This is a genomic window from Chitinophaga sp. RAB17 (assembly GCF_052114225.1).
Taxonomy (GTDB): Bacteria; Bacteroidota; Bacteroidia; order Chitinophagales; family Chitinophagaceae; genus Chitinophaga.
This window is the reverse complement of the sequence record NZ_JBFREI010000010.1, coordinates 117844-135818: the sequence shown is the minus strand read 5'-3', so window position 1 is coordinate 135818 and position 17975 is coordinate 117844. Positions and strand designations below refer to the sequence as shown.

Here is a 17975-nt window from a genome sequence, read left to right as displayed (position 1 = left end):
GGGCTTCGCCCCCTTTTTTATTCCCTAAACACCTGCCTGATACGGATTACAATGGTCTTAGAACTTGAAAGATACCGTACCGGTAACGCTTCTTGGTTTCTGAGGATTCACTGTCGTATAGCCGATCCAGTAGTGCTTATCTGTGATATTATCCATTTTCAATGCTACCCTGAAACGTGGCTGATCGTAAAAGATACTGGCATTTAAAACTGTGTAAGATGGCAGGAAGAAAGTACCTACAGTTCTGTCATTCTGAATTTTATTATCACTGGCATAGTTGCCGCCAAATCCAAACCCTAATCCATCGGCTACACCTGCAGAAATGCGATAGCTGAGCCAGAGGTTCGCTACAGAAGGTGCGCCGGCGGTTGCAGGCCGCATGCCTTCCACGTCTTTGGCAGCGGCTTCATATTTAGAATCGTTGTAAGCAAAACCAGCCACCACATTGAATCCCTGGAAAGGGTTAGCAATTACTTCTGCCTCAAATCCTTTGCTCACCTGTGTTCCATCCTGCACAGAAAAATTTGGATTGGCAGCATCCGGACGAAGCACATCTTTTACTTTGATGTTGTAATAACTGAAGGTACCATTGATACGACCATTAAATAACTGCAGTTTCACACCACCTTCGAGCTGATTGGCCTGTTCCGGTTTAAAGGCTTTACCTGCTGCCGTAGTACCCGTCTGATTGGCAAATCCGTTCTGGTAGTTGGCAAACAGAGAGATCCTGTCTTTCAATGGCTCATACACGATACCCAGTTTAGGAGAGAAAGCCGTTTGATTATAGCCTCCTTCGTAGATACCTTTCACATCATTATAGCTGCCTTTATTATCAAAATAATCCACGCGCAGAGCGGCCATTACCATCAGGTTATCCGTCAGGTTCAGCAGATCAGAAACGTAAGCACTGTAGGTACTGGAAAGGGCACGGGATGGAAAAGTAAACCCAAGAGCATGATTAGCATACAGGGTGTCCAGGTTACGTCGGTTGAAGTTGGCGTAAGTTGGAATTTCGCCGTGAGAAGGGATGGTATCGTAAGTTCCACCACCAAAGAACTGATTGGAATTATGATAGAAATAATCCAGTCCACCTACAAACCGGTTTCTCAGGCTACCGATTTTGAAGTCGCCGTTGAAATTATGCTGTATCTCCAGGATATTATCTTTACTGTTATCGGTAAACTGGTCGTTGCGGGAAATGTAGTTACTGCCTGTCGCGCCGATTACGCCAGTAGCGGCAGCATCCGATAAGAGATAAAAATAAGGCGAAGGACCATTTGAGAAGCTATTGGTGGAGCTGATATTAGTACTCATGTTCCACTGCTCAGATATTTTGTACTTCATCTGCCCGAAAATATTGGTATTACGGGAGGTCTGGTACAGGTCATTCCTGGCATAGGCACGGTTATAATCTATTTTCAGCTCATCGGCGCGATTAGTTCCCAATGATGCAACGGTTTGCTGATAAGGGAAGAAAAATACATTCAGACCTGTATTTTGTCCGGTAGAAAACTCCGCATCGAAGAGAAACGACAAGCGATCGTTGACCCTGTAAGATAAGCTGGGAGCGAAAGCAAAGTTTTTATTGAAGCCATAGTCCTGCCAGCTGCCTTCATAATTATAGGCGGTATTGATCCTCAGCAATACATCTTTTTCCTTGTCCAGCGGCGTGTTTACATCTGCGCTCACACGGTTAAAGCCATAGCTCCCCATGGCATAGGTGACGTCTCCACCAAAATGATCGTAAGGCTTTTTGGTGACGCGGTTAATTAACCCGCCATAAGAAGTGAGGCTGTTACCAAATAAGGTAGCTGATGGGCCTTTGATCACTTCTACCTGTTCGAGGTTATAGGCATCAATTTTAGCTGTTACATTTCCTGCCAGGCCATTGCGCAGTTTACTCTGTACAATGAAACCACGGAGGTTATAATAGCCGCCACCATCACCACCACGGCCGGTAGCGTCCCACATGCGCGTTAATCCGGGCGCATTTTTCAGTGCATCATCTACCGAAAATATTACCTGCTGCTGCAACAGATCTTTTGTGATAGTGCTGTATACCTGCGGATTCTCGAGGTTTTTCAGTGGCATCTTGGCCACATCGTAGCTGGATGTTTTGATGAGTTTATTATGGGTGCCTGTTACCACTACTTCTTTGAGCGCTTTGCTGGATACCGCCAGTTGCAGGCGGATATTGGTGATTTTGCCGGCATTTACCACCACCTGTTCTTCTACCGGAGCATATCCCATCAGGGTAACGATCAGGTGATAACTACCCGGCTTTACGTGGTCAAATATAAAAGAACCATCTGTTTCAGATATGGCCGATTCGTTGGTTTCTTTCAGGAGAATTACCACATCTGTAGCGGCTTTACCATCTGTAGTCAATACTTTACCTCTGATAGTACCACCATTTTCATCTTCTGCCTTTACCCGCACTGAAGTAAAGAGGAGGGCCATTATCAAAAATACAAAGCCAGTCTGCTTGCTCATGTTTTGCTTTTTTAGTGGTGCAAAATTGGTGCAGGCAAGACCGGCCCGGTGATCCAATCCGGAATTTTTTTTACGCGATACGGAAATTGTCTAGCGGATCACGGCTTTGGTGACGCCTTCGCGTGTAATTTTCACGGGTTTTATGTGCCCATCTTTATCAAAATACATTCTGTCAATACAGGTTTCGCGCGAATTGGCGGCCTTCTCCGTGAGTGGACGGCGATGGTATACAATATACCAGCGATTTTCGTTTGGGATGCTAATCACCGAATGGTGGCCGGCGCCGGTGGCGATAGCCGGATCCTGCTCCAGTATTTTGCCGATCCGTTTAAACGGTCCCATCGGGGAATCTGCGATTGCGTAGGCTACACTGTAATCGGGGCCTGTCCAGCCACCTTCCGACCACATAAAGTAGTACTTACCATCCTTCTTGAACATGGTAGGGCCTTCCACATATTTTTCCGGCGTAATCTCCCGGAAGGTGGTGCCGTCCTCAAAAGGCAGGAAGCCCGTGAAATCATCCTTTAACCGGGCAATATTACAATGTCCCCAGCCGCCGTAGATAAGATAATACTTCCCGTCACTGTCCTGGAAAACGTATTGGTCAATAGGCTGAGCTTTGTTAATGATTTTATCGACCAGGGGTTTGCCGAGGTAATCTTTAAAAGGGCCGGCAGGATTGTCTGCTACGGCCACACCAATACCGCCGGTTTCCTGGTTGCTTTGAATATCATTCGCCCCAAAGAATAGGTAATAACGCTGGTCCTTTTCTATGATGGCAGGCGCCCACATAGCACGTTTGGCCCATTTGACGGCAGCCGTGTCCAGGATTTGCGGATGCTTTGTCCAGGTAACCAGGTCGTGAGAAGAGAAGGCATCAAAGAATACCTGCTTCTCATAAGCAGCAGACCAGGTGGGATAAATCCAGTATGTTTTACCAAATACCACGCCTTCCGGATCAGCGTACCAACCCGGGAATACAGGGTTGCCGGATAGTTTATCCAACTTTTTCTGCTGGGCTGTGCTGATTTGTGTACTTCCCGCCAATAGTAACAACGCTATTATTCTTTTCATGTAATTACAATTAATATGAATCGTTAAAAATAATAAAAAACGCGTGGCGTTTTAGAGATGATAAATTTTCAGTATATTTTTTTCATACTTTTATCGCGCAGAAAGGCAATTTACATGAAGAGGGGAAAAAAAATCATCAGACTATTATTGATCATTACAGGTGTGTTTTTGTTATTAGTGACTATAGCAGGCGGTATCCTGTATAGTCAACAGGAACGGCTCACCCAGATGGCCGTGAAAGAACTGAACAAACAGTTTGCCGGAGAGCTGGTGATTAAAAGCAGCAGCATTTCACCGTTCAGCAATTTTCCATATATATCTATCGCGTTACATGATGTTCGTTTTTTTGCCAACAAAAAAATGAGTGGTCCTCCTTTGTACCAGGTAGAAAGATTGTACGTTGGTTTCAGTTTACCGGATGTTTTACAGCAGCATTATAATGCCCGCATCATTGTATTGGCTAATGGGCGCGTACATATGGCCCGTTATGCCAATGGCGAAGTGGACCTGATCAAAGCACATGAATTTACGGGCAGTGGCAGCCCCACTCCTGCCGATACATCTGAAACCCTGAACCTGAACCTGAAGAAAATTATCCTGAAAAATATTGATATCACCTACCACGATAATGTTTCCGGTTGGAAAGTCTCTTCTCATATTGATAAAATAAAAACAGCTTTCGCAATGGACTCGGCTCGCATTGCCATTGACCTGGACAGTAAGCTGCTGATAGATGTTACCGGCAAAACCGATACTTCCCTCTTCCGGCATAAACAACTGAGTTTTAAACTGAGTGGTGTTTATGATAAAGGGAAAAAACAACTCACCCTTCCTCCCGGCACTATCCGGCTGGAAGAAGCCTCGTTGCAACTTGAAGGAACCGCCAGTGAGCACTACGTAGATCTTAAAGTCAAAGGCGACAAACCCGATATGAACCTGTTGCTGGCCATGGTACCTAAAAACGTGGCCGATATGATGGACAAATACAAACATGATGGCCGCATATTCTTTGATGGTATCATTAAAGGTGAAATTGGCAAAGGCATCGTGCCGCTCATGACGTTTAATTTTGGTTGCGAAAATGTATGGTTTCAGAATAAGAAGATAGACCGCAAGGTAGACTCAATGGGCTTTAAGGGGTATTACACCAACGGCGCCGCACATAATCTGCAGACCTCCGAACTACATGTATTGAATTTCAATGCAAGACCTGGTACTGGCGTGTTCAAAGGTAACTTTGTCATGAAAAACTTTACCGACCCGCAGATCATCATGCAGCTTTACTCTGAGCTGAACCTGCGGTTTGTGGGAGAATTCCTGGGCATCAAAGACCTGGAGCAGATCAGCGGTGAAATAAAACTGAATATGAATTTCCGGGAATTGGTGGACCTGCGCATTCCGGAAGAAAACCTGGCGAAACTGAAAGATGGCGTGCAGAGTGAACTAACCGTAAAAAACCTGGAATTCCGTATCCCCGGCTATCACCTGCCGGTACGGAATATGAATGTGCATGCACAGATAGAACAAGGGCGTTTACAACTGGATTCCATTGCATTTCGTATAGGCAGCTCCGATATATTGGCGCAGGGATCTGTCAGTGATGTACCTGCGTTGTTTCATCAGCAGAATAAGCCGGTAGCAGTTAATTTCAGTGCATCCAGTAAGCAGTTGCAACTGGGAGAACTATATAAATTTGATTCTACGCATCCTATATTATCAAAAGAAGTGGTTACCGGATTCAATATAGGCCTGGCACTGGAAACATCAGTGAAAGAATTACTGCATCCCAACCCTTTGCCCCGCGGCACTTTCAAAGTGGAAAAGCTGTATGCTAAATTCCAGCAGTATCCACATGCCTTGCATGATTTTAATGCGGCAGTTATCATTAATGATACCAGCTTACGGGTACCTAATTTCAGCGGAAATATAGACAGCAGCAGTTTTGCATTCAAAGGCAGGTTGAATAACTACCTGATCTGGTTTGATAAAATCAAAAAGGGGAATACGGAAATTGCGTTCGACTTCAAGTCGGACCGGCTGGCAGTGAATGACCTGATTAGCCAGCGTGGCCGCAAGTTCATCCCGCAGGGCTATTGGTATGAGCAAGCCAACAACGTTTGGCTGCGGTCTAAAATGAATATTAAATATGATACTGTTTTCAAAAAAATAGATGCCCGCATCGCCAATATTTCCGGCACACTGAAAGAGCATCCTATTAATATTGAAAAAGTTACGGGCAGGATACGTTATGGTAATAATCGTTTTATTGTTATTGATACGCTGGCCGGAAAGGTTGGTCGTACGGACTTTGACCTGAACATGCGTTACGCTGTAGGCCCGGGTAAAAACAAACAAAAACGCAGTAACTATTTCAGGTTTAAATCCAATCTGCTGGATATAGATGAGCTGATGAATTATGACTTCATGGATCATCCGGTAGCGACAACCGCACCCACAAAACGCACTACTGTAAAGGAAAACGACTCCCTGCATGCGGCAGGCTTTAATATTTTCAATATTCCTTTTTCTGAATTTGAAGCACAGGTAGATGTAAAAAAAGTGAAGTACAAAAAGCTGTGGCTCAAAAACGTGCTCGCCAATGTACACATGCGGGAAGATCAGAAAATAAAGGTCGACACCATTGCTATGAACATTGCCGGTGGCCATGTAGCCATGCGTGGCATGTTCAATGCCAGCGATCCGAAAAAACTGTATTTCAAAAACGGGATTTACCTGGACAATGTAGACATCTCCAGGCTACTCATCAAGTTTGATAACTTCGGGCAGGACTTTGTGTTGAACAACAACCTGAAAGGCACTTTGAGCGGACATATCAAGAGTTACGTGCGGATGCATCCGGATCTTACGCCGGTACTGAGTGAAACGGAATCGCAGATGGACATAGAAATCCATAATGGTACGTTGCTGGACTTTGGCCCTATGCAGGCTATGGCCGGTTATTTCAAAGACAAGAACCTCCGCATGGTACGGTTTGATACGCTCCGTAATAAGCTGACGCTTAAAAACGGCGTATTGCAAATACCGAATATGAATATCAATTCTTCCCTGGGTTACATAGAAGTATCTGGCAGCCAGTCGCTGGATATGAGTATGAACTACTACCTGCGTATTCCCATGAAGATGGTGACCCAGGTAGGTTTCCAGGCGTTATTTGGCAGAAAACAGGAAGAGGTGAATGTTGACCAGGTAGACGCTATTGAAGTCCGGGATAAGGACAAAAAAATACGTTTCATGAATCTGAATATTTCAGGTACTCCGGACAAATATAAAATAGCATTGAAGAAGGCAAAGCGGACAACGTGATGCAGATTACATACTTTACGGCATGACAGATGCGCGCTGTTGTATGATCCAGTTCACCCTGTTATGGCTGTCTTCCGGGCTCTCTATCCTTTTCGCCAGCCTGTTACCAGTATATTTTGTATATACCGGGGAGATGCTACCCGCAGTATATGACACCTGTTCTACAGACTCCACTGCGCCGGGAATAATGGCACCGAACCAGTGATCATCCGGTTGTTGTTTCCAGGTAACCAACGACAGCAATGCACCGGCTGGATAGTTCCCCTGCCCGCTCCTGGCGGCTTTCACCGCCAGCTCATTACCATAGAGTGTGGACATGGTATGGGTGGTTTTATTGATCCCACTGGTAATAACTTTCCATTCCTGCGGTTGAAGCAACAAGGTATCCGGCAATGCGGCATCGGTGTTGTAATCCATTGTCCGATGCTTGCCGCCGCAGCTAAGCAATACCATGCTGACGATTAAAAACAGGCGATACTTCATGGCTATTTTGTTGAAAGATGAATAGGTTTGGTAAACACAAAATCGTTGTCACGCATAGGTTTATGGCAGCCTGTGCATTCCATGGTGAACATTGCATTTTTTCCATAAGGCTGTAATTGCATCCCCTTCCACCTGGCCCATCCCCAACCATCGGTATCTGCGTATGTATGTTTGTCTTTGATCATAAACTCCACTTGCTTAAACTCACCCGGAATGATATTTCCCTGGGTATCTATTTGTTCATCCCACGCTATTTTGGCGAAGATCGTACCGTCTGGCCACGGATTGATTTGTTGTTCCCGGATGGCTTTTATGGCCACCTCATTTCCCATAATCACCCGCATGGTGCCATTATCGAGTCGTTGTGTGGTGCTGATAGCCTGCCAGTTTTTATATTCCGGGAAAAAGCCGATGCCATTGGGCGCGGGCTTGACCGATGGCGTTAAAGGTGCTCCCAGCCAGGCATTGAATTGTTTATTGGCAGCAATTGCTTTGGTACTGTCCGGTAGCCCGGCCACGAACTGCCCGGATAGATAGTCCTGCAGCACGGTGATATCGGCAGGGCTGAGCTTTGCTTCCGGGTGCAGCATGGTATATTGTGGAATGGGCATTCTGTCAAAGGCCATCTGATTTAAGCATTCGAAGAGTTTTGCTTTTTGCTGGTCTTTGGGTATACTATCCCATTGAGAAAAATTCAATAGTTGTCTCCCCTCCCTGATATGGCTGGCGACCAGCCAGTTGGCGGGTGTTATCTTATCAAACCAGGCCAGTTGGGTTTCATTGGAATGGCAGTCGTAGCAAGCCTTTCGCAACACTGCTTTTACGGCGGGTGGCGCATCAATATCTGCTGTTACCGACGGATGATCTATCTGTGGGCGGATAAATTGTATGCCGATAAAGCCGCCAACCAGGATCAGCAGTACCACCTTCCACTTTTTTTTATGTGTCATAGTCCAACAATTTGGCGCACCGTATCAAACAGGCATTCACATAACAATGATTCGCTTCCAAGGTTGCAAAACCATCTTATTGAACACTATTTTATATTTTGAACAATGTTCAATATATTTGCACTATTATGAATAAAAAGGAAATACAGGAACAAAGGGTGAAAGGATACTTTATTGCCGCCACCAAAGACATCCTGAAAAGTGAAGGGCTGAAGAGTGTGAGTGTGCGCAATATTGCGGACAGGGCCGGCTATTCTTTTGCTACCCTGTATAATTATTTCAAAGATGTGAAGGACCTGGTATTCCTCTGTGTGGAGGATTTCCGGGAAGAGTGCCGGGAGCATGTGGTGAATCGTACTGCGGCCATAACGCCGGGCAACAAGCGGTTAAAGGCTGTTATGCTGGCCTATATGGAATACTTCATTCAGTACCCGGGCATCTTCGAATTATTTTTTGTGGAGAAGCTATCGGATATAGATAACAAAGGAGCCACCACGGCGCTGGTCACATCGTTACTCGAAGATCTGTGCGCTGCCGACTGGACCTACTGTATCGACAAACGCATGCTGACAGCCAGGGAAGCCGGGTTAAAAAAGGCCGCGTTGCTGTATGGTGTCACCGGCTTACTCACCTTATATCTGAACAGGCGGCATCCCGAAAGCTACACGGCTTTTCTGAAACAGGCGGGCAATTTAATAGACGGACAATTAAAAAATTAAACACATGACATCGAAAAAAGAACTGAAGCAGGCATATAGAGAAATGACTTTCCGAAAAGGCGTTTATCAGTTGCGCAATACACGTAACAACAAAATATTTATTGGTAGCAGTATGGACCTGGACAGGGCCTGGAACTCCCTGCGGGTGCAGTTACAAACGGGTAATCATTTTAATGAACAACTGCAGCGGGACTGGCTGCAACAGGGGGAAGCGGAGTTTGCTTATGAGATAGTAGCCATAATAAAGGAAAATAATGATCCGGCAGTGGATATGAAACAGGAAGTGAAGACCATGGAAAAACTGGTGATGATGGAGCTGGAGCCGTATGGTGAGAAGGGATATCATCAAAAGCTCATTTTCTGAACAGGATTTCTGACTCCAGTCCGGGAAATATCCGATAATAAAACCTCCAGTCCTCCTTTACTTTTAACGCTGCACAGGAGGACCGGAGGGAGATGCTTATTTTGTGACTGTCTTTTCTTTCAGCTCCTGTACTTCTTTTTTCAACGTCATGATCTGATTGTTCATTTCTATCATGTACAACATGTGCTCTTCAATTTTCTGCAATAATTTCTTGTTCATCTCCCCTACATCAATCCCCTCTTTCTCTACCTCACCGGCAGATGGAATACCTGGCAGGTGCTCATGTTTCGTTACATATTGTGCCACTGCTGTGAGTGATGGTAACTGATAGTCTGGTTTAAATACAAAGTCTGGCCAGTTATTATATGCCTTCACAACTACCTTGGTAAATACGCCGCTACCGTTGACTGCCAGTTTGTACCCTTTGGTATCCGAAGTACCAATTCCTAAACTTCCATCCGCCTTTACCATAATGAGATTTGCGCCGGCGCTGTTAATAGCCAGTACGTTATTGGTTTGCAGCCTGGTGGCGGTTTTGGTTCTGCCATCCAGTATAACCGCAGCGATGGAATTATCGCTTACCGGGAGAACATCTTCCGCCTCGCCGGTAATATAGAGTCCGTATGCACGGCCCGGCATGGAAGTGCGCCCTATTATATTTGGAATATAATAAGCAAGATTACTTGTGGCATTTCTAATGTGCAGATATGCATCTGTAGCTGCAATGTTTGATTGCGTAACTTTAAAAAAGACAAGCGAATCTCCGTTGACATGTAACCTCGCAGAGGGCACCGTAGTACCTAATCCCAGATTACCATTCCAAAGGAGCCGCATTCTTTCTTTGAATCCGGTGGCATCACGCATCCAGGTAGCGAAGCCGGGAGTAGCGTCGCCGGTCAACTGCATATTTACACCGCCGTTTGGAGCGGTTGCATTTTGCAATAATAAAGTACCCGAAAAATTATTGGATCCATCATGTACAAATGCACCGAATCCGGCTACATTAAAATTAGCTGCTTGTGTGGGCCCGGTACGGTTAAGGACATACTTTAAGGAATCCAGCTGAGCTGATAATCTGTTGGTAAAGGTCAATACTAACAGGGATAAAAAGAGGATCTTCTTCATAATTAAATTAAATTTAAAAACAGGGTAACACATCAACAATCAGGTACTACAATAATTAACGAAACATGGGTAACATGCGTGCAAAAGAAATAATTATTTATCAGTTTAAAGTAGCATCTTAGTAATATTGTTCAAAACCGGACACCGTTTCATTAAAAGCGGACAGGCACCATTCTCTAAATAGTTAATTATCAATAATTAGTACCATGGCATTATCTTGGTCTTTTATGCAACCTCACTATTATTGTAAAAGGTGAACATATCATGATGTTTAAAAATTACTTTAAAATCACAATAAGAACGCTCTGGAAAAACAAGACATACAGCTTCCTCAATATTTTTGGGTTAGCAATAGGTTTGGCTTGTGCAGGGGTTATTTATTTATGGATAGAAGACGAAGTGACCTTCGACAATAGTCATGTAAAGAAAGATCAGATTTACCAGGTGATGGAGAACTGGAATTACGATGGCATCCGCACCTTTTCGTCTACTCCCGGTCCGATGGCGCCGGCTATAAAAGCAGATATACCTGGTATCCGGCAAACCTGCCGCACAACAGAAGATTTGACGACTGTCTTGTTTACGATTGGTGATAAAGCATTGTATGCCGGAGGTATGTACGCAGATTCCAGTCTGTTTGATATTTTCACGCTGCCATTTGTAGCCGGTAATGCTGCCACTGCCTTTCCGCAGTTATATTCTATTGTTCTCACTGAAAAAACTGCCCGGAAATTCTTTGGTGACACCAAAAATGTGATTGGTAAAACAGTGATAGTGGATAATAAACAACCTTATGTGGTATCTGGTGTGATAAAAGATATACCCGAGAATTCGAGTATCCGGTTTGACTGGGTAGCTCCTTTTGAAGTAGCTCTTAATGCCAATAGTTACTTAAAACGATGGAACACCAACGCCGTAAGCACCTATGTAGAACTGGCTCCTAATACGGATCTGGGGAAGATTAATCATCAATTACAGAATTATATACAGCGATATGAACCAGCGGCTATCAATCACGCTTTTTTATTTACGATGAACGACTGGCGTTTACGGGCGCGGTTTCAAAACGGACAGCAAAGCGGAGGACGGATTGAATATGTGCACCTGTTTTCATTGATTGCCTGGATCATTCTTTTTATTGCCTGCATTAACTTCATGAACCTGGCTACTGCGCGGAGTGAAAAGCGGGCCAAAGAAGTGGGTATCCGAAAAGTAATGGGCGCCGGAAAGAGTAAACTGATCATACAGTTCATCAGTGAAGCATTGTTTATGTCTTTGCTGGCAGCAGGAATAGCCCTGTTAATATTATGTGTGGTATTACCGGGTTTTAATGCTTTGGTAGATAAAAACCTCGTTGTGGGCCTTAACAATCCGATGCACATAGGATCGCTATTGTTGATCACCGTGGTTTGCGGCGTGGTAGCGGGTAGTTATCCTTCGTTATATCTCTCTTCCTTTAATCCGGTTTTTGTATTGAAAGGCATCAAAATAAAGGCCGGTAGTGCCACTTTTATTCGTAAGGGGTTGGTAGTGGCGCAATTCAGCGTGTCCATCATATTAATCATTTGTACCGCGATCATTTACCAGCAGATACAACATGTAAAAAGCAGGAACCTGGGATTCAATAAGGATAACCTGATTTCCATGGAAGTAAAAGGAGATATGGTGCAGCATTTCCCCTCTATAAAAAATGCCTTGCTGGCCACTGGTACCGTCCAGAACGTGGCACTGGCCGATCATGCCACCATTGATGGCGGTAATAATACAAACGCGCTTAGCTGGGAAGGCAAACCGGAAACGGATAAAATTTTGATCTCCCAACGACTCATCAGTCCGGAGTTTGTGAGTACTTCCGGTATGGAAATAGTGTCCGGTAGCGATTTCAAGCCGGTAGCAGCAGCCAATGGTATGGATGTACTGATTACCCAATCATTGGAAAAGGTAATGGGGAAAGGAAGCGCTGTTGGAAAAACTTTATTGACTCCTCATGGCGACAGCATTGTTCATTCCAGAATTGTGGGCGTCATAAAAGATTATGTATACGGCAATATGTATGGTACTCCTGATCCGGTAGTATTTTACTGCATGCCAGAGGAAGCTACCCTCATGTATGTACGAATGAATGCCGGCACCAACAAAGAAGCCAGCCTCCTTAAAATAGGTGAAGTGATGAAGCGATATAACCCTGCCTATCCCTTTACCTACCGGTTTACAGACGATCAGTTCAATGACATGTTTGTAAATGAAACATTGATGCAGCAACTTTCACGTTTGTTTGCCACCCTGGCCATCATCATCAGTTGTCTTGGCTTATTTGGCCTGGCAGCGTATACGGCTGAACGCAGAACAAAAGAAATTGGGATCCGAAAAGTACTGGGCGCCAGTGTTACCGGTATTACCCGGTTACTGTCTGCCGATTTCCTGAAACTGGTGGGTATTGCAGCACTCATTGCCTTCCCGGTGGCCTGGTATACCATGGACCAATGGCTGGAGAAATACCCTTACCGGGTAACGATTCATTACTGGGTATTTGCACTGGCGGGCCTGGCAGCGATGATGATAGCCTTGCTGACGATCAGCTTCCAGTCTATCAGAGCCGCGCTCATGAATCCCGTAAAGAGCTTAAAAGCAGAATAATCTATTCAACACGATACAAAGGCAATGGCCGGTCATTCATGGGAAACTATGAGCCGGCCATTGCTTTTATTACGCAGATCCTACTAGATAAGACGAATATACAATAGGTACCCACGAATATGCATTAAGAACGGTCAGCAACAGGCGAAGTCATTAGTTTAGCCGTAGATTTTAACCGTTGACCAATGAAAATACTAAAGAATATTATTTATATCCTGCTCCTGCTACTGGGCGTATTTTTCTTTGCACGTACAGAAATCAAAGGACGCAGTAATATCCGTTCACTGAAACATCTGGTACATGGCGACAGCAGTGTATCACTTTATACTGGTAATAATATAGAGATTACCAGTATTGACAGCCTGGAAGTTAAAACCGTGTTTCCCACCGGGGTCATCAACATTCCGAAAGGCATACACCAGRTAAAAGTAAAGTTCAGCAAAAGCCGCTTTTATATTATACAAACCAATGAAACCTATGCCCACTTTTCATTTAACCTGAATTTCAAGGATTATGGTCCGTACACCTTTGTAGGCTTCGAAAACAAGGCAGACAATAAGATTTATTTCGAAACGCTGCCCGGAGCCGCCAAAGAAGCAGAGAAATTTTACAAGGATTCCATTGTGCCATATATCGTGGCCAGCTCAAAAGCAGACTAAATGAAAGAACAGCGTTTCTCCTTCCGCCATTATAAGTTGATATTCCTGTTCTTCATTTTTGCTGCCTTAACCTACCTGTTATACTGGTACCTTGTCCCAAATCTAAACTATGAAATCCCTGTTTACTATTTTATCGCCCTCCTGCTGGCTGCAATGGGTTGGTATGTATATGACTCCCATTATAAAGCGGATAGCATCAGTTATATAGACACTTATGCCGACAGCCTGGTAGCGAAGAATTTAGTAAACAGGGAAACTCTTTATTATTACAGAGATATCCATCATTGTACCCTGACAGATGCTGTTATCAACGGGTACAAATTTTACCGGCTGGATCTGAATATGAAGACCGGGGCATCCGTACACCTCCGGCTGGACAACTTCTCCGGAAAAGATATACAACTGCTGGCTGCTCTGATTACCACCAAAACCGGTAGCCAGCAGCCACCACCAAAAAGTACCCCGGAAGCACCCGGAGACCAGGGAACGATAGCACCTACTTTATCTGGCAATGGTACCCGGATTTATATTTCCCCCTTCAGACAATACTTACTCGCAGGCGCCTTATTTTTCATGGGATGTATGCTGCTGTGGATATCCATCAATATGATCATTGACCTGGTCTGCGGTCATTCGGATCTATTTATCCTTATACTATCCGTTTGCCTCCTGTTGTTGGGTTTAGGCTTACTCTTTCTGTGTATCCTCATTTTCAGGCAAAAAATCATACAACTGGAAATAGGTAGCAACGGGCTTATTTTTAAGGATATGGTATGGGCTAAATCAGGCTGGAGCCGCGGCAGTGGCAACAACCCTGTCATTGACATCTATTTCAGAAAGAAATACCGGTTTATTGCCTACAGCGATATAAAATCTGTGGAGCTGGTACGGTCTAAATTATTTGGTGACAGCATATTGCTCCACACTACCTGGCAGGAATGCTATCTTCCACTCTTACTGGAAAACCGGCAACAGTTCACACGGATCCTGCAACTTATAGAAGAAAAACTGGGTTACCGCAACTAGTTGTTTTCCTTACGCCATTTGCTTACTTACTACTAAGTAAGTATATTTGTGTCGCCTAAAGGCACATATATGTCAGAAACGAAAGATAAAATATTATCCATGGCTGACCGCCTGGTGCGGACAAAAGGCTTCAACGCCTTTAGTTATAAGGATATTGCGGCGCCATTGGATATTAAAAATGCAGCGGTACATTATCACTTCCCGGCTAAATCGGACCTGGGCGTAGAAGTGATTGACCAGGAGATTGAAAAATTTAGTGCCTTTACCGTTAAATGGAAACAACTACCTGAAAATGAGCAGCTGGCAAAACTGGTAGATGTATTTCGCAAACACAACAACCAGGGCAATATCTGCCTGATGGGCTCACTGGCTACAGACTTTGAAACATTTTCACCTGCTATGCAGGCGAAGGTGCAGGAAATGGCCGATGGCATTGTATCCTGGCTGACCAACTGCCTGGAGCAGGGCCGCAAAAATAAATATATTCATTTTAAAGGACCTGCCCAGGCGCGGGCCCTTATCATCATGTCCAATTTACAGTCTTCCCTGCTATTATCCAGGGTAATGGGACCTGCAGCCTTCCGCAGTATTGCGGATCAGTTGCTGGAAGATCTGTGTCAAAAATAACATACTATGAAAAGAGTTGTCATTACAGGAATGGGGACGGTATCTCCTATCGGTAACACCGTAACGGATTTCTGGAATAGTCTTATAAACGGGAAAAGCGGCGCTGCCACTATTGCCCATTTTGACGCCAGCCGTTTCCGTACGCGCTTCGCCCATGAGCTGAAAGGCTTTGATGCCACCACATTACTGGATAAAGCTGAGGTACGCAAAACGGACCCATTTACACAATATGCACTGGTGGCTGCCGACCAGGCCATCAGGGATTCCGGGCTGGACTTTAGCAGCATGGACCCGTTTGATACAGGCGTCATCTGGGGCTCCGGGCAGGGTGGCATGCAAACCTTCGAAGAACAGGTAACAGAGTATGTTACAGGCGACTTCAACCCTCGCTTCAGCCCTTATTTTGTGCCTAAGCTCATCACCAATATGGCTTCCGGCATGATCTCCATTAAATACGGGTTGATGGGTATTAACTATACCACTGTATCTGCCTGCGCCACTTCCAACACTGCTATTATGGATGCGTTAACGTATATCCGTATAGGTAAGGCGAAAGTAATGGTAACAGGCGGGTCCGAAGCTCCTGTTACGCCGGCTTCCGTAGGCGGTTTCTGCGCCATGAAAGCCATGTCTGTCCGTAATGAAGATCCTGCCACGGCATCCCGCCCGTTTGATGTGGACCGGGATGGGTTTGTGATGGGAGAAGGCGCCGGCGCCCTTATCCTCGAAGAATACGAACATGCCAAAGCAAGAGGCGCACATATCTATGCAGAAGTAGCCGGTGCGGCCATGACTGCTGATGCTTATCATATGACCGCCACACATCCGGAAGGACTGGGCGCTTTCCGCGCTATGCAGCTCGCCCTGGAAGATGCTGGACTGAATAAAGAAGACGTGGACTATCTGAATGCACATGCCACATCTACTCCTGTAGGTGACCTGAGTGAAATTGCTGCTATCGGTAAGCTATTTGGCGCTACACCCGATCATTTGCACATCAGTGCCACCAAGTCGATGACAGGCCACCTGTTAGGCGCTGCAGGAGCCATAGAAGCTATTGCGAGCGTTAAAAGTATAGAACAGGGTATCATCCCTCCTACTATTAATACGCAGCAACTCGATCCGGCAATACCTGCAGGATTACAGATTATATTGACTACTGCGATAGAAAAAAAAGTATCCGTAGCCATGAGCAATACATTCGGATTCGGGGGACATAATGGCATTGTTGTCTTCCGGAAAATATAGAAAATTAGCTTTTAGCTTTTAGCAAAAATGCAGCGAAGAACATAATAACTATGTTTCCCTTCGCTGCATTTTTGCTAAAAGCTAAAAGCTAACGGCTAAAAGCTAAAAAAAATTTTCCTCTCCCCGTAGGGGTATAAGGTACTCATGCTGTCGTACTCTAAAGCAATAAAAAATCACTTTAAGTAAGAACGACATTATGAGCTGTAAGCCAACACACCTGCAACATCCGAATCACAAGAAAGGTTACACCTGTTTGTTACTCGTATTATTCGCCCTCACTCCAGCGCAACGCCTGTGGGCACAATTAGGCGCCGCTACACCGAATGGCCCCGGAATAGGCCTCAGTATAGATTATTTACCTCCATCTCACTATATCAGAGGAGAAGATAGTGTGAAAACAAAATCCACTACCACCCAGGTGCGCTACAATTTTGGTGCGATGTTTATGTTGAGCAACCGCGTAGATACTGCTACCGGTAAGGTTAGAAACTGGTCTCTCGCGGCTGGCGGCAGTTACACTAAACTCACCAATAAAGATTATGATAATAAAATATTCCCGGAAGAATTACTGGGCGCACAGTTGGCACTGCAGCATTACCGTAACATCAACAAGCGTTGGGGTATGGTAGGTATATTATCTGTAGGGCTTTTCACCGATATGGAAAAAATTGACCAGAACGATATTTTTATCAATGGCGGGGTATTGTTTGTAAAGCAGGTGAACCCCAGGTTTTCATATGGTTTGGGGGCTATGCTCACCAATAGTTTCGGTACGCCTATGATATTACCTGCATTCATGGTCAAATGGCAGACGCAAAATAAATACAGAATTGATATCAACTTCCCTGAAAAAATAAGTGTGTCTACCAGCCTAAATAGATATACAGACCTGGGACTGGCCTTCCGTATGAATGGCGCTGCTTATGATGTAGAAAGAGGTGCCGACAAAAAAAGACTGATGGGGCATACCGAGATGAGTATTGGATTGGAGAACACCTGGCACCTGAGCAAGCATATAGATTTTGTAGCAACAGGTGGTTCTATCCTGCTGAACCAAACCAACTTCACAGAGAAGAAATTATCTGAAATGTTCAGCGACAAACCCAACGCACGTCTTGCCACCAACTATTTCTTCAGCGGCGGACTGAGATGGAATTTTCAGCCAAGACGTTAACAGATTCACAAAAAGCTTGTCTGCCTTATATCAGTTTACTGGTGTGGGGCAGATATTTCCCTTTACTTACTA

Annotated in this window: 14 protein-coding genes; 9 read left to right on the top strand and 5 right to left on the bottom strand. The window is 44.8% G+C overall.

What is annotated here, in order from left to right; all coding sequences use genetic code 11:
• Positions 1-57 precede the first annotated feature (57 nt).
• Together AB4Z08_RS27290 and AB4Z08_RS27285 are read right to left on the bottom strand one after the other, a co-directional pair.
• Positions 58-2493, bottom strand: a complete 2436-nt coding sequence (locus tag AB4Z08_RS27290) for a TonB-dependent siderophore receptor (protein ID WP_441576958.1) — start codon at positions 2491-2493, stop codon at positions 58-60.
• Positions 2494-2583: 90 nt separating this feature from the next.
• Positions 2584-3567, bottom strand: a complete 984-nt coding sequence (locus AB4Z08_RS27285) for a glycoside hydrolase family 43 protein (protein ID WP_441576957.1) — start codon at positions 3565-3567, stop codon at positions 2584-2586.
• A gap of 114 nt (positions 3568-3681) precedes the next feature.
• Between AB4Z08_RS27285 and AB4Z08_RS27280 the strand changes: the two genes are divergently transcribed.
• Complete coding sequence (locus AB4Z08_RS27280) at positions 3682-6891, top strand: hypothetical protein (protein ID WP_441576956.1); 3210 nt, start codon at positions 3682-3684, stop codon at positions 6889-6891.
• Positions 6892-6906: 15 nt separating this feature from the next.
• Here the strand turns inward: AB4Z08_RS27280 and AB4Z08_RS27275 are convergent, their stop codons facing one another.
• Both AB4Z08_RS27275 and AB4Z08_RS27270 read right to left on the bottom strand, forming a co-directional pair.
• A complete protein-coding gene (locus AB4Z08_RS27275) occupies positions 6907-7374 on the bottom strand; it encodes a cytochrome P460 family protein (RefSeq protein ID WP_441576955.1) in 468 nt (155 codons plus the stop codon).
• A 2-nt stretch (positions 7375-7376) separates the two neighbouring features.
• Complete coding sequence (locus tag AB4Z08_RS27270) at positions 7377-8324, bottom strand: heme-binding domain-containing protein (RefSeq protein WP_441576954.1); 948 nt, start codon at positions 8322-8324, stop codon at positions 7377-7379.
• A 128-nt stretch (positions 8325-8452) separates the two neighbouring features.
• Here AB4Z08_RS27270 and AB4Z08_RS27265 point away from each other — a divergent pair, with 128 nt between their 5' ends.
• Positions 8453-9043, top strand: coding sequence for a TetR/AcrR family transcriptional regulator (locus AB4Z08_RS27265; RefSeq protein ID WP_441576953.1), 591 nt, complete (start codon positions 8453-8455; stop codon positions 9041-9043).
• A 4-nt stretch (positions 9044-9047) separates the two neighbouring features.
• The gene (locus AB4Z08_RS27260) at positions 9048-9407 is read left to right on the top strand and encodes a GIY-YIG nuclease family protein (protein WP_441576952.1); all 360 of its coding nucleotides are present in this window, start codon (positions 9048-9050) and stop codon (positions 9405-9407) included.
• A 96-nt stretch (positions 9408-9503) separates the two neighbouring features.
• Here the strand turns inward: AB4Z08_RS27260 and AB4Z08_RS27255 are convergent, their stop codons facing one another.
• Entirely contained in the window at positions 9504-10532 is a 1029-nt protein-coding gene (locus AB4Z08_RS27255; RefSeq protein WP_441576951.1) for a hypothetical protein, read from the bottom strand.
• Positions 10533-10796: 264 nt separating this feature from the next.
• Between AB4Z08_RS27255 and AB4Z08_RS27250 the strand changes: the two genes are divergently transcribed.
• From AB4Z08_RS27250 to AB4Z08_RS27225, 6 genes are all read left to right on the top strand, one after another.
• Positions 10797-13169, top strand: coding sequence for an ABC transporter permease (locus AB4Z08_RS27250; protein WP_441576950.1), 2373 nt, complete (start codon positions 10797-10799; stop codon positions 13167-13169).
• 185 nt (positions 13170-13354) lie between these two features.
• Positions 13355-13828 carry a hypothetical protein gene (locus AB4Z08_RS27245; protein WP_441576949.1) on the top strand — a complete coding sequence of 158 codons (474 nt, stop codon included), beginning with the start codon at positions 13355-13357 and terminating at the stop codon, positions 13826-13828.
• Positions 13829-14854, top strand: a complete 1026-nt coding sequence (locus tag AB4Z08_RS27240) for a hypothetical protein (protein WP_441576948.1) — start codon at positions 13829-13831, stop codon at positions 14852-14854.
• Between the two features lie 69 nt (positions 14855-14923).
• A complete protein-coding gene (locus AB4Z08_RS27235) occupies positions 14924-15481 on the top strand; it encodes a TetR/AcrR family transcriptional regulator (RefSeq protein ID WP_441576947.1) in 558 nt (185 codons plus the stop codon).
• A gap of 6 nt (positions 15482-15487) precedes the next feature.
• The gene (gene fabF / locus AB4Z08_RS27230; protein WP_441576946.1) at positions 15488-16729 is read left to right on the top strand and encodes a beta-ketoacyl-ACP synthase II; all 1242 of its coding nucleotides are present in this window, start codon (positions 15488-15490) and stop codon (positions 16727-16729) included.
• A gap of 196 nt (positions 16730-16925) precedes the next feature.
• A complete protein-coding gene (locus AB4Z08_RS27225) occupies positions 16926-17903 on the top strand; it encodes a DUF6268 family outer membrane beta-barrel protein (RefSeq protein ID WP_441576945.1) in 978 nt (325 codons plus the stop codon).
• Positions 17904-17975: the final 72 nt, after the last annotated feature.

What these genes read in the sequence shown, in the direction of transcription:
- AB4Z08_RS27290 (WP_441576958.1), bottom strand. Translation starts at nt 2,493, where the DNA reads ATGAGCAAGCAGACTGGCTTTGTATTTTTGATAATGGCCCTCCTCTTT.
- AB4Z08_RS27285 (WP_441576957.1), bottom strand. Translation starts at nt 3,567, where the DNA reads ATGAAAAGAATAATAGCGTTGTTACTATTGGCGGGAAGTACACAAATC.
- AB4Z08_RS27280 (WP_441576956.1), top strand. Translation starts at nt 3,682, where the DNA reads ATGAAGAGGGGAAAAAAAATCATCAGACTATTATTGATCATTACAGGT.
- AB4Z08_RS27275 (WP_441576955.1), bottom strand. Translation starts at nt 7,374, where the DNA reads ATGAAGTATCGCCTGTTTTTAATCGTCAGCATGGTATTGCTTAGCTGC.
- AB4Z08_RS27270 (WP_441576954.1), bottom strand. Translation starts at nt 8,324, where the DNA reads ATGACACATAAAAAAAAGTGGAAGGTGGTACTGCTGATCCTGGTTGGC.
- AB4Z08_RS27265 (WP_441576953.1), top strand. Translation starts at nt 8,453, where the DNA reads ATGAATAAAAAGGAAATACAGGAACAAAGGGTGAAAGGATACTTTATT.
- AB4Z08_RS27260 (WP_441576952.1), top strand. Translation starts at nt 9,048, where the DNA reads ATGACATCGAAAAAAGAACTGAAGCAGGCATATAGAGAAATGACTTTC.
- AB4Z08_RS27255 (WP_441576951.1), bottom strand. Translation starts at nt 10,532, where the DNA reads ATGAAGAAGATCCTCTTTTTATCCCTGTTAGTATTGACCTTTACCAAC.
- AB4Z08_RS27250 (WP_441576950.1), top strand. Translation starts at nt 10,797, where the DNA reads ATGATGTTTAAAAATTACTTTAAAATCACAATAAGAACGCTCTGGAAA.
- AB4Z08_RS27240 (WP_441576948.1), top strand. Translation starts at nt 13,829, where the DNA reads ATGAAAGAACAGCGTTTCTCCTTCCGCCATTATAAGTTGATATTCCTG.
- AB4Z08_RS27235 (WP_441576947.1), top strand. Translation starts at nt 14,924, where the DNA reads ATGTCAGAAACGAAAGATAAAATATTATCCATGGCTGACCGCCTGGTG.
- fabF (WP_441576946.1), top strand. Translation starts at nt 15,488, where the DNA reads ATGAAAAGAGTTGTCATTACAGGAATGGGGACGGTATCTCCTATCGGT.
- AB4Z08_RS27225 (WP_441576945.1), top strand. Translation starts at nt 16,926, where the DNA reads ATGAGCTGTAAGCCAACACACCTGCAACATCCGAATCACAAGAAAGGT.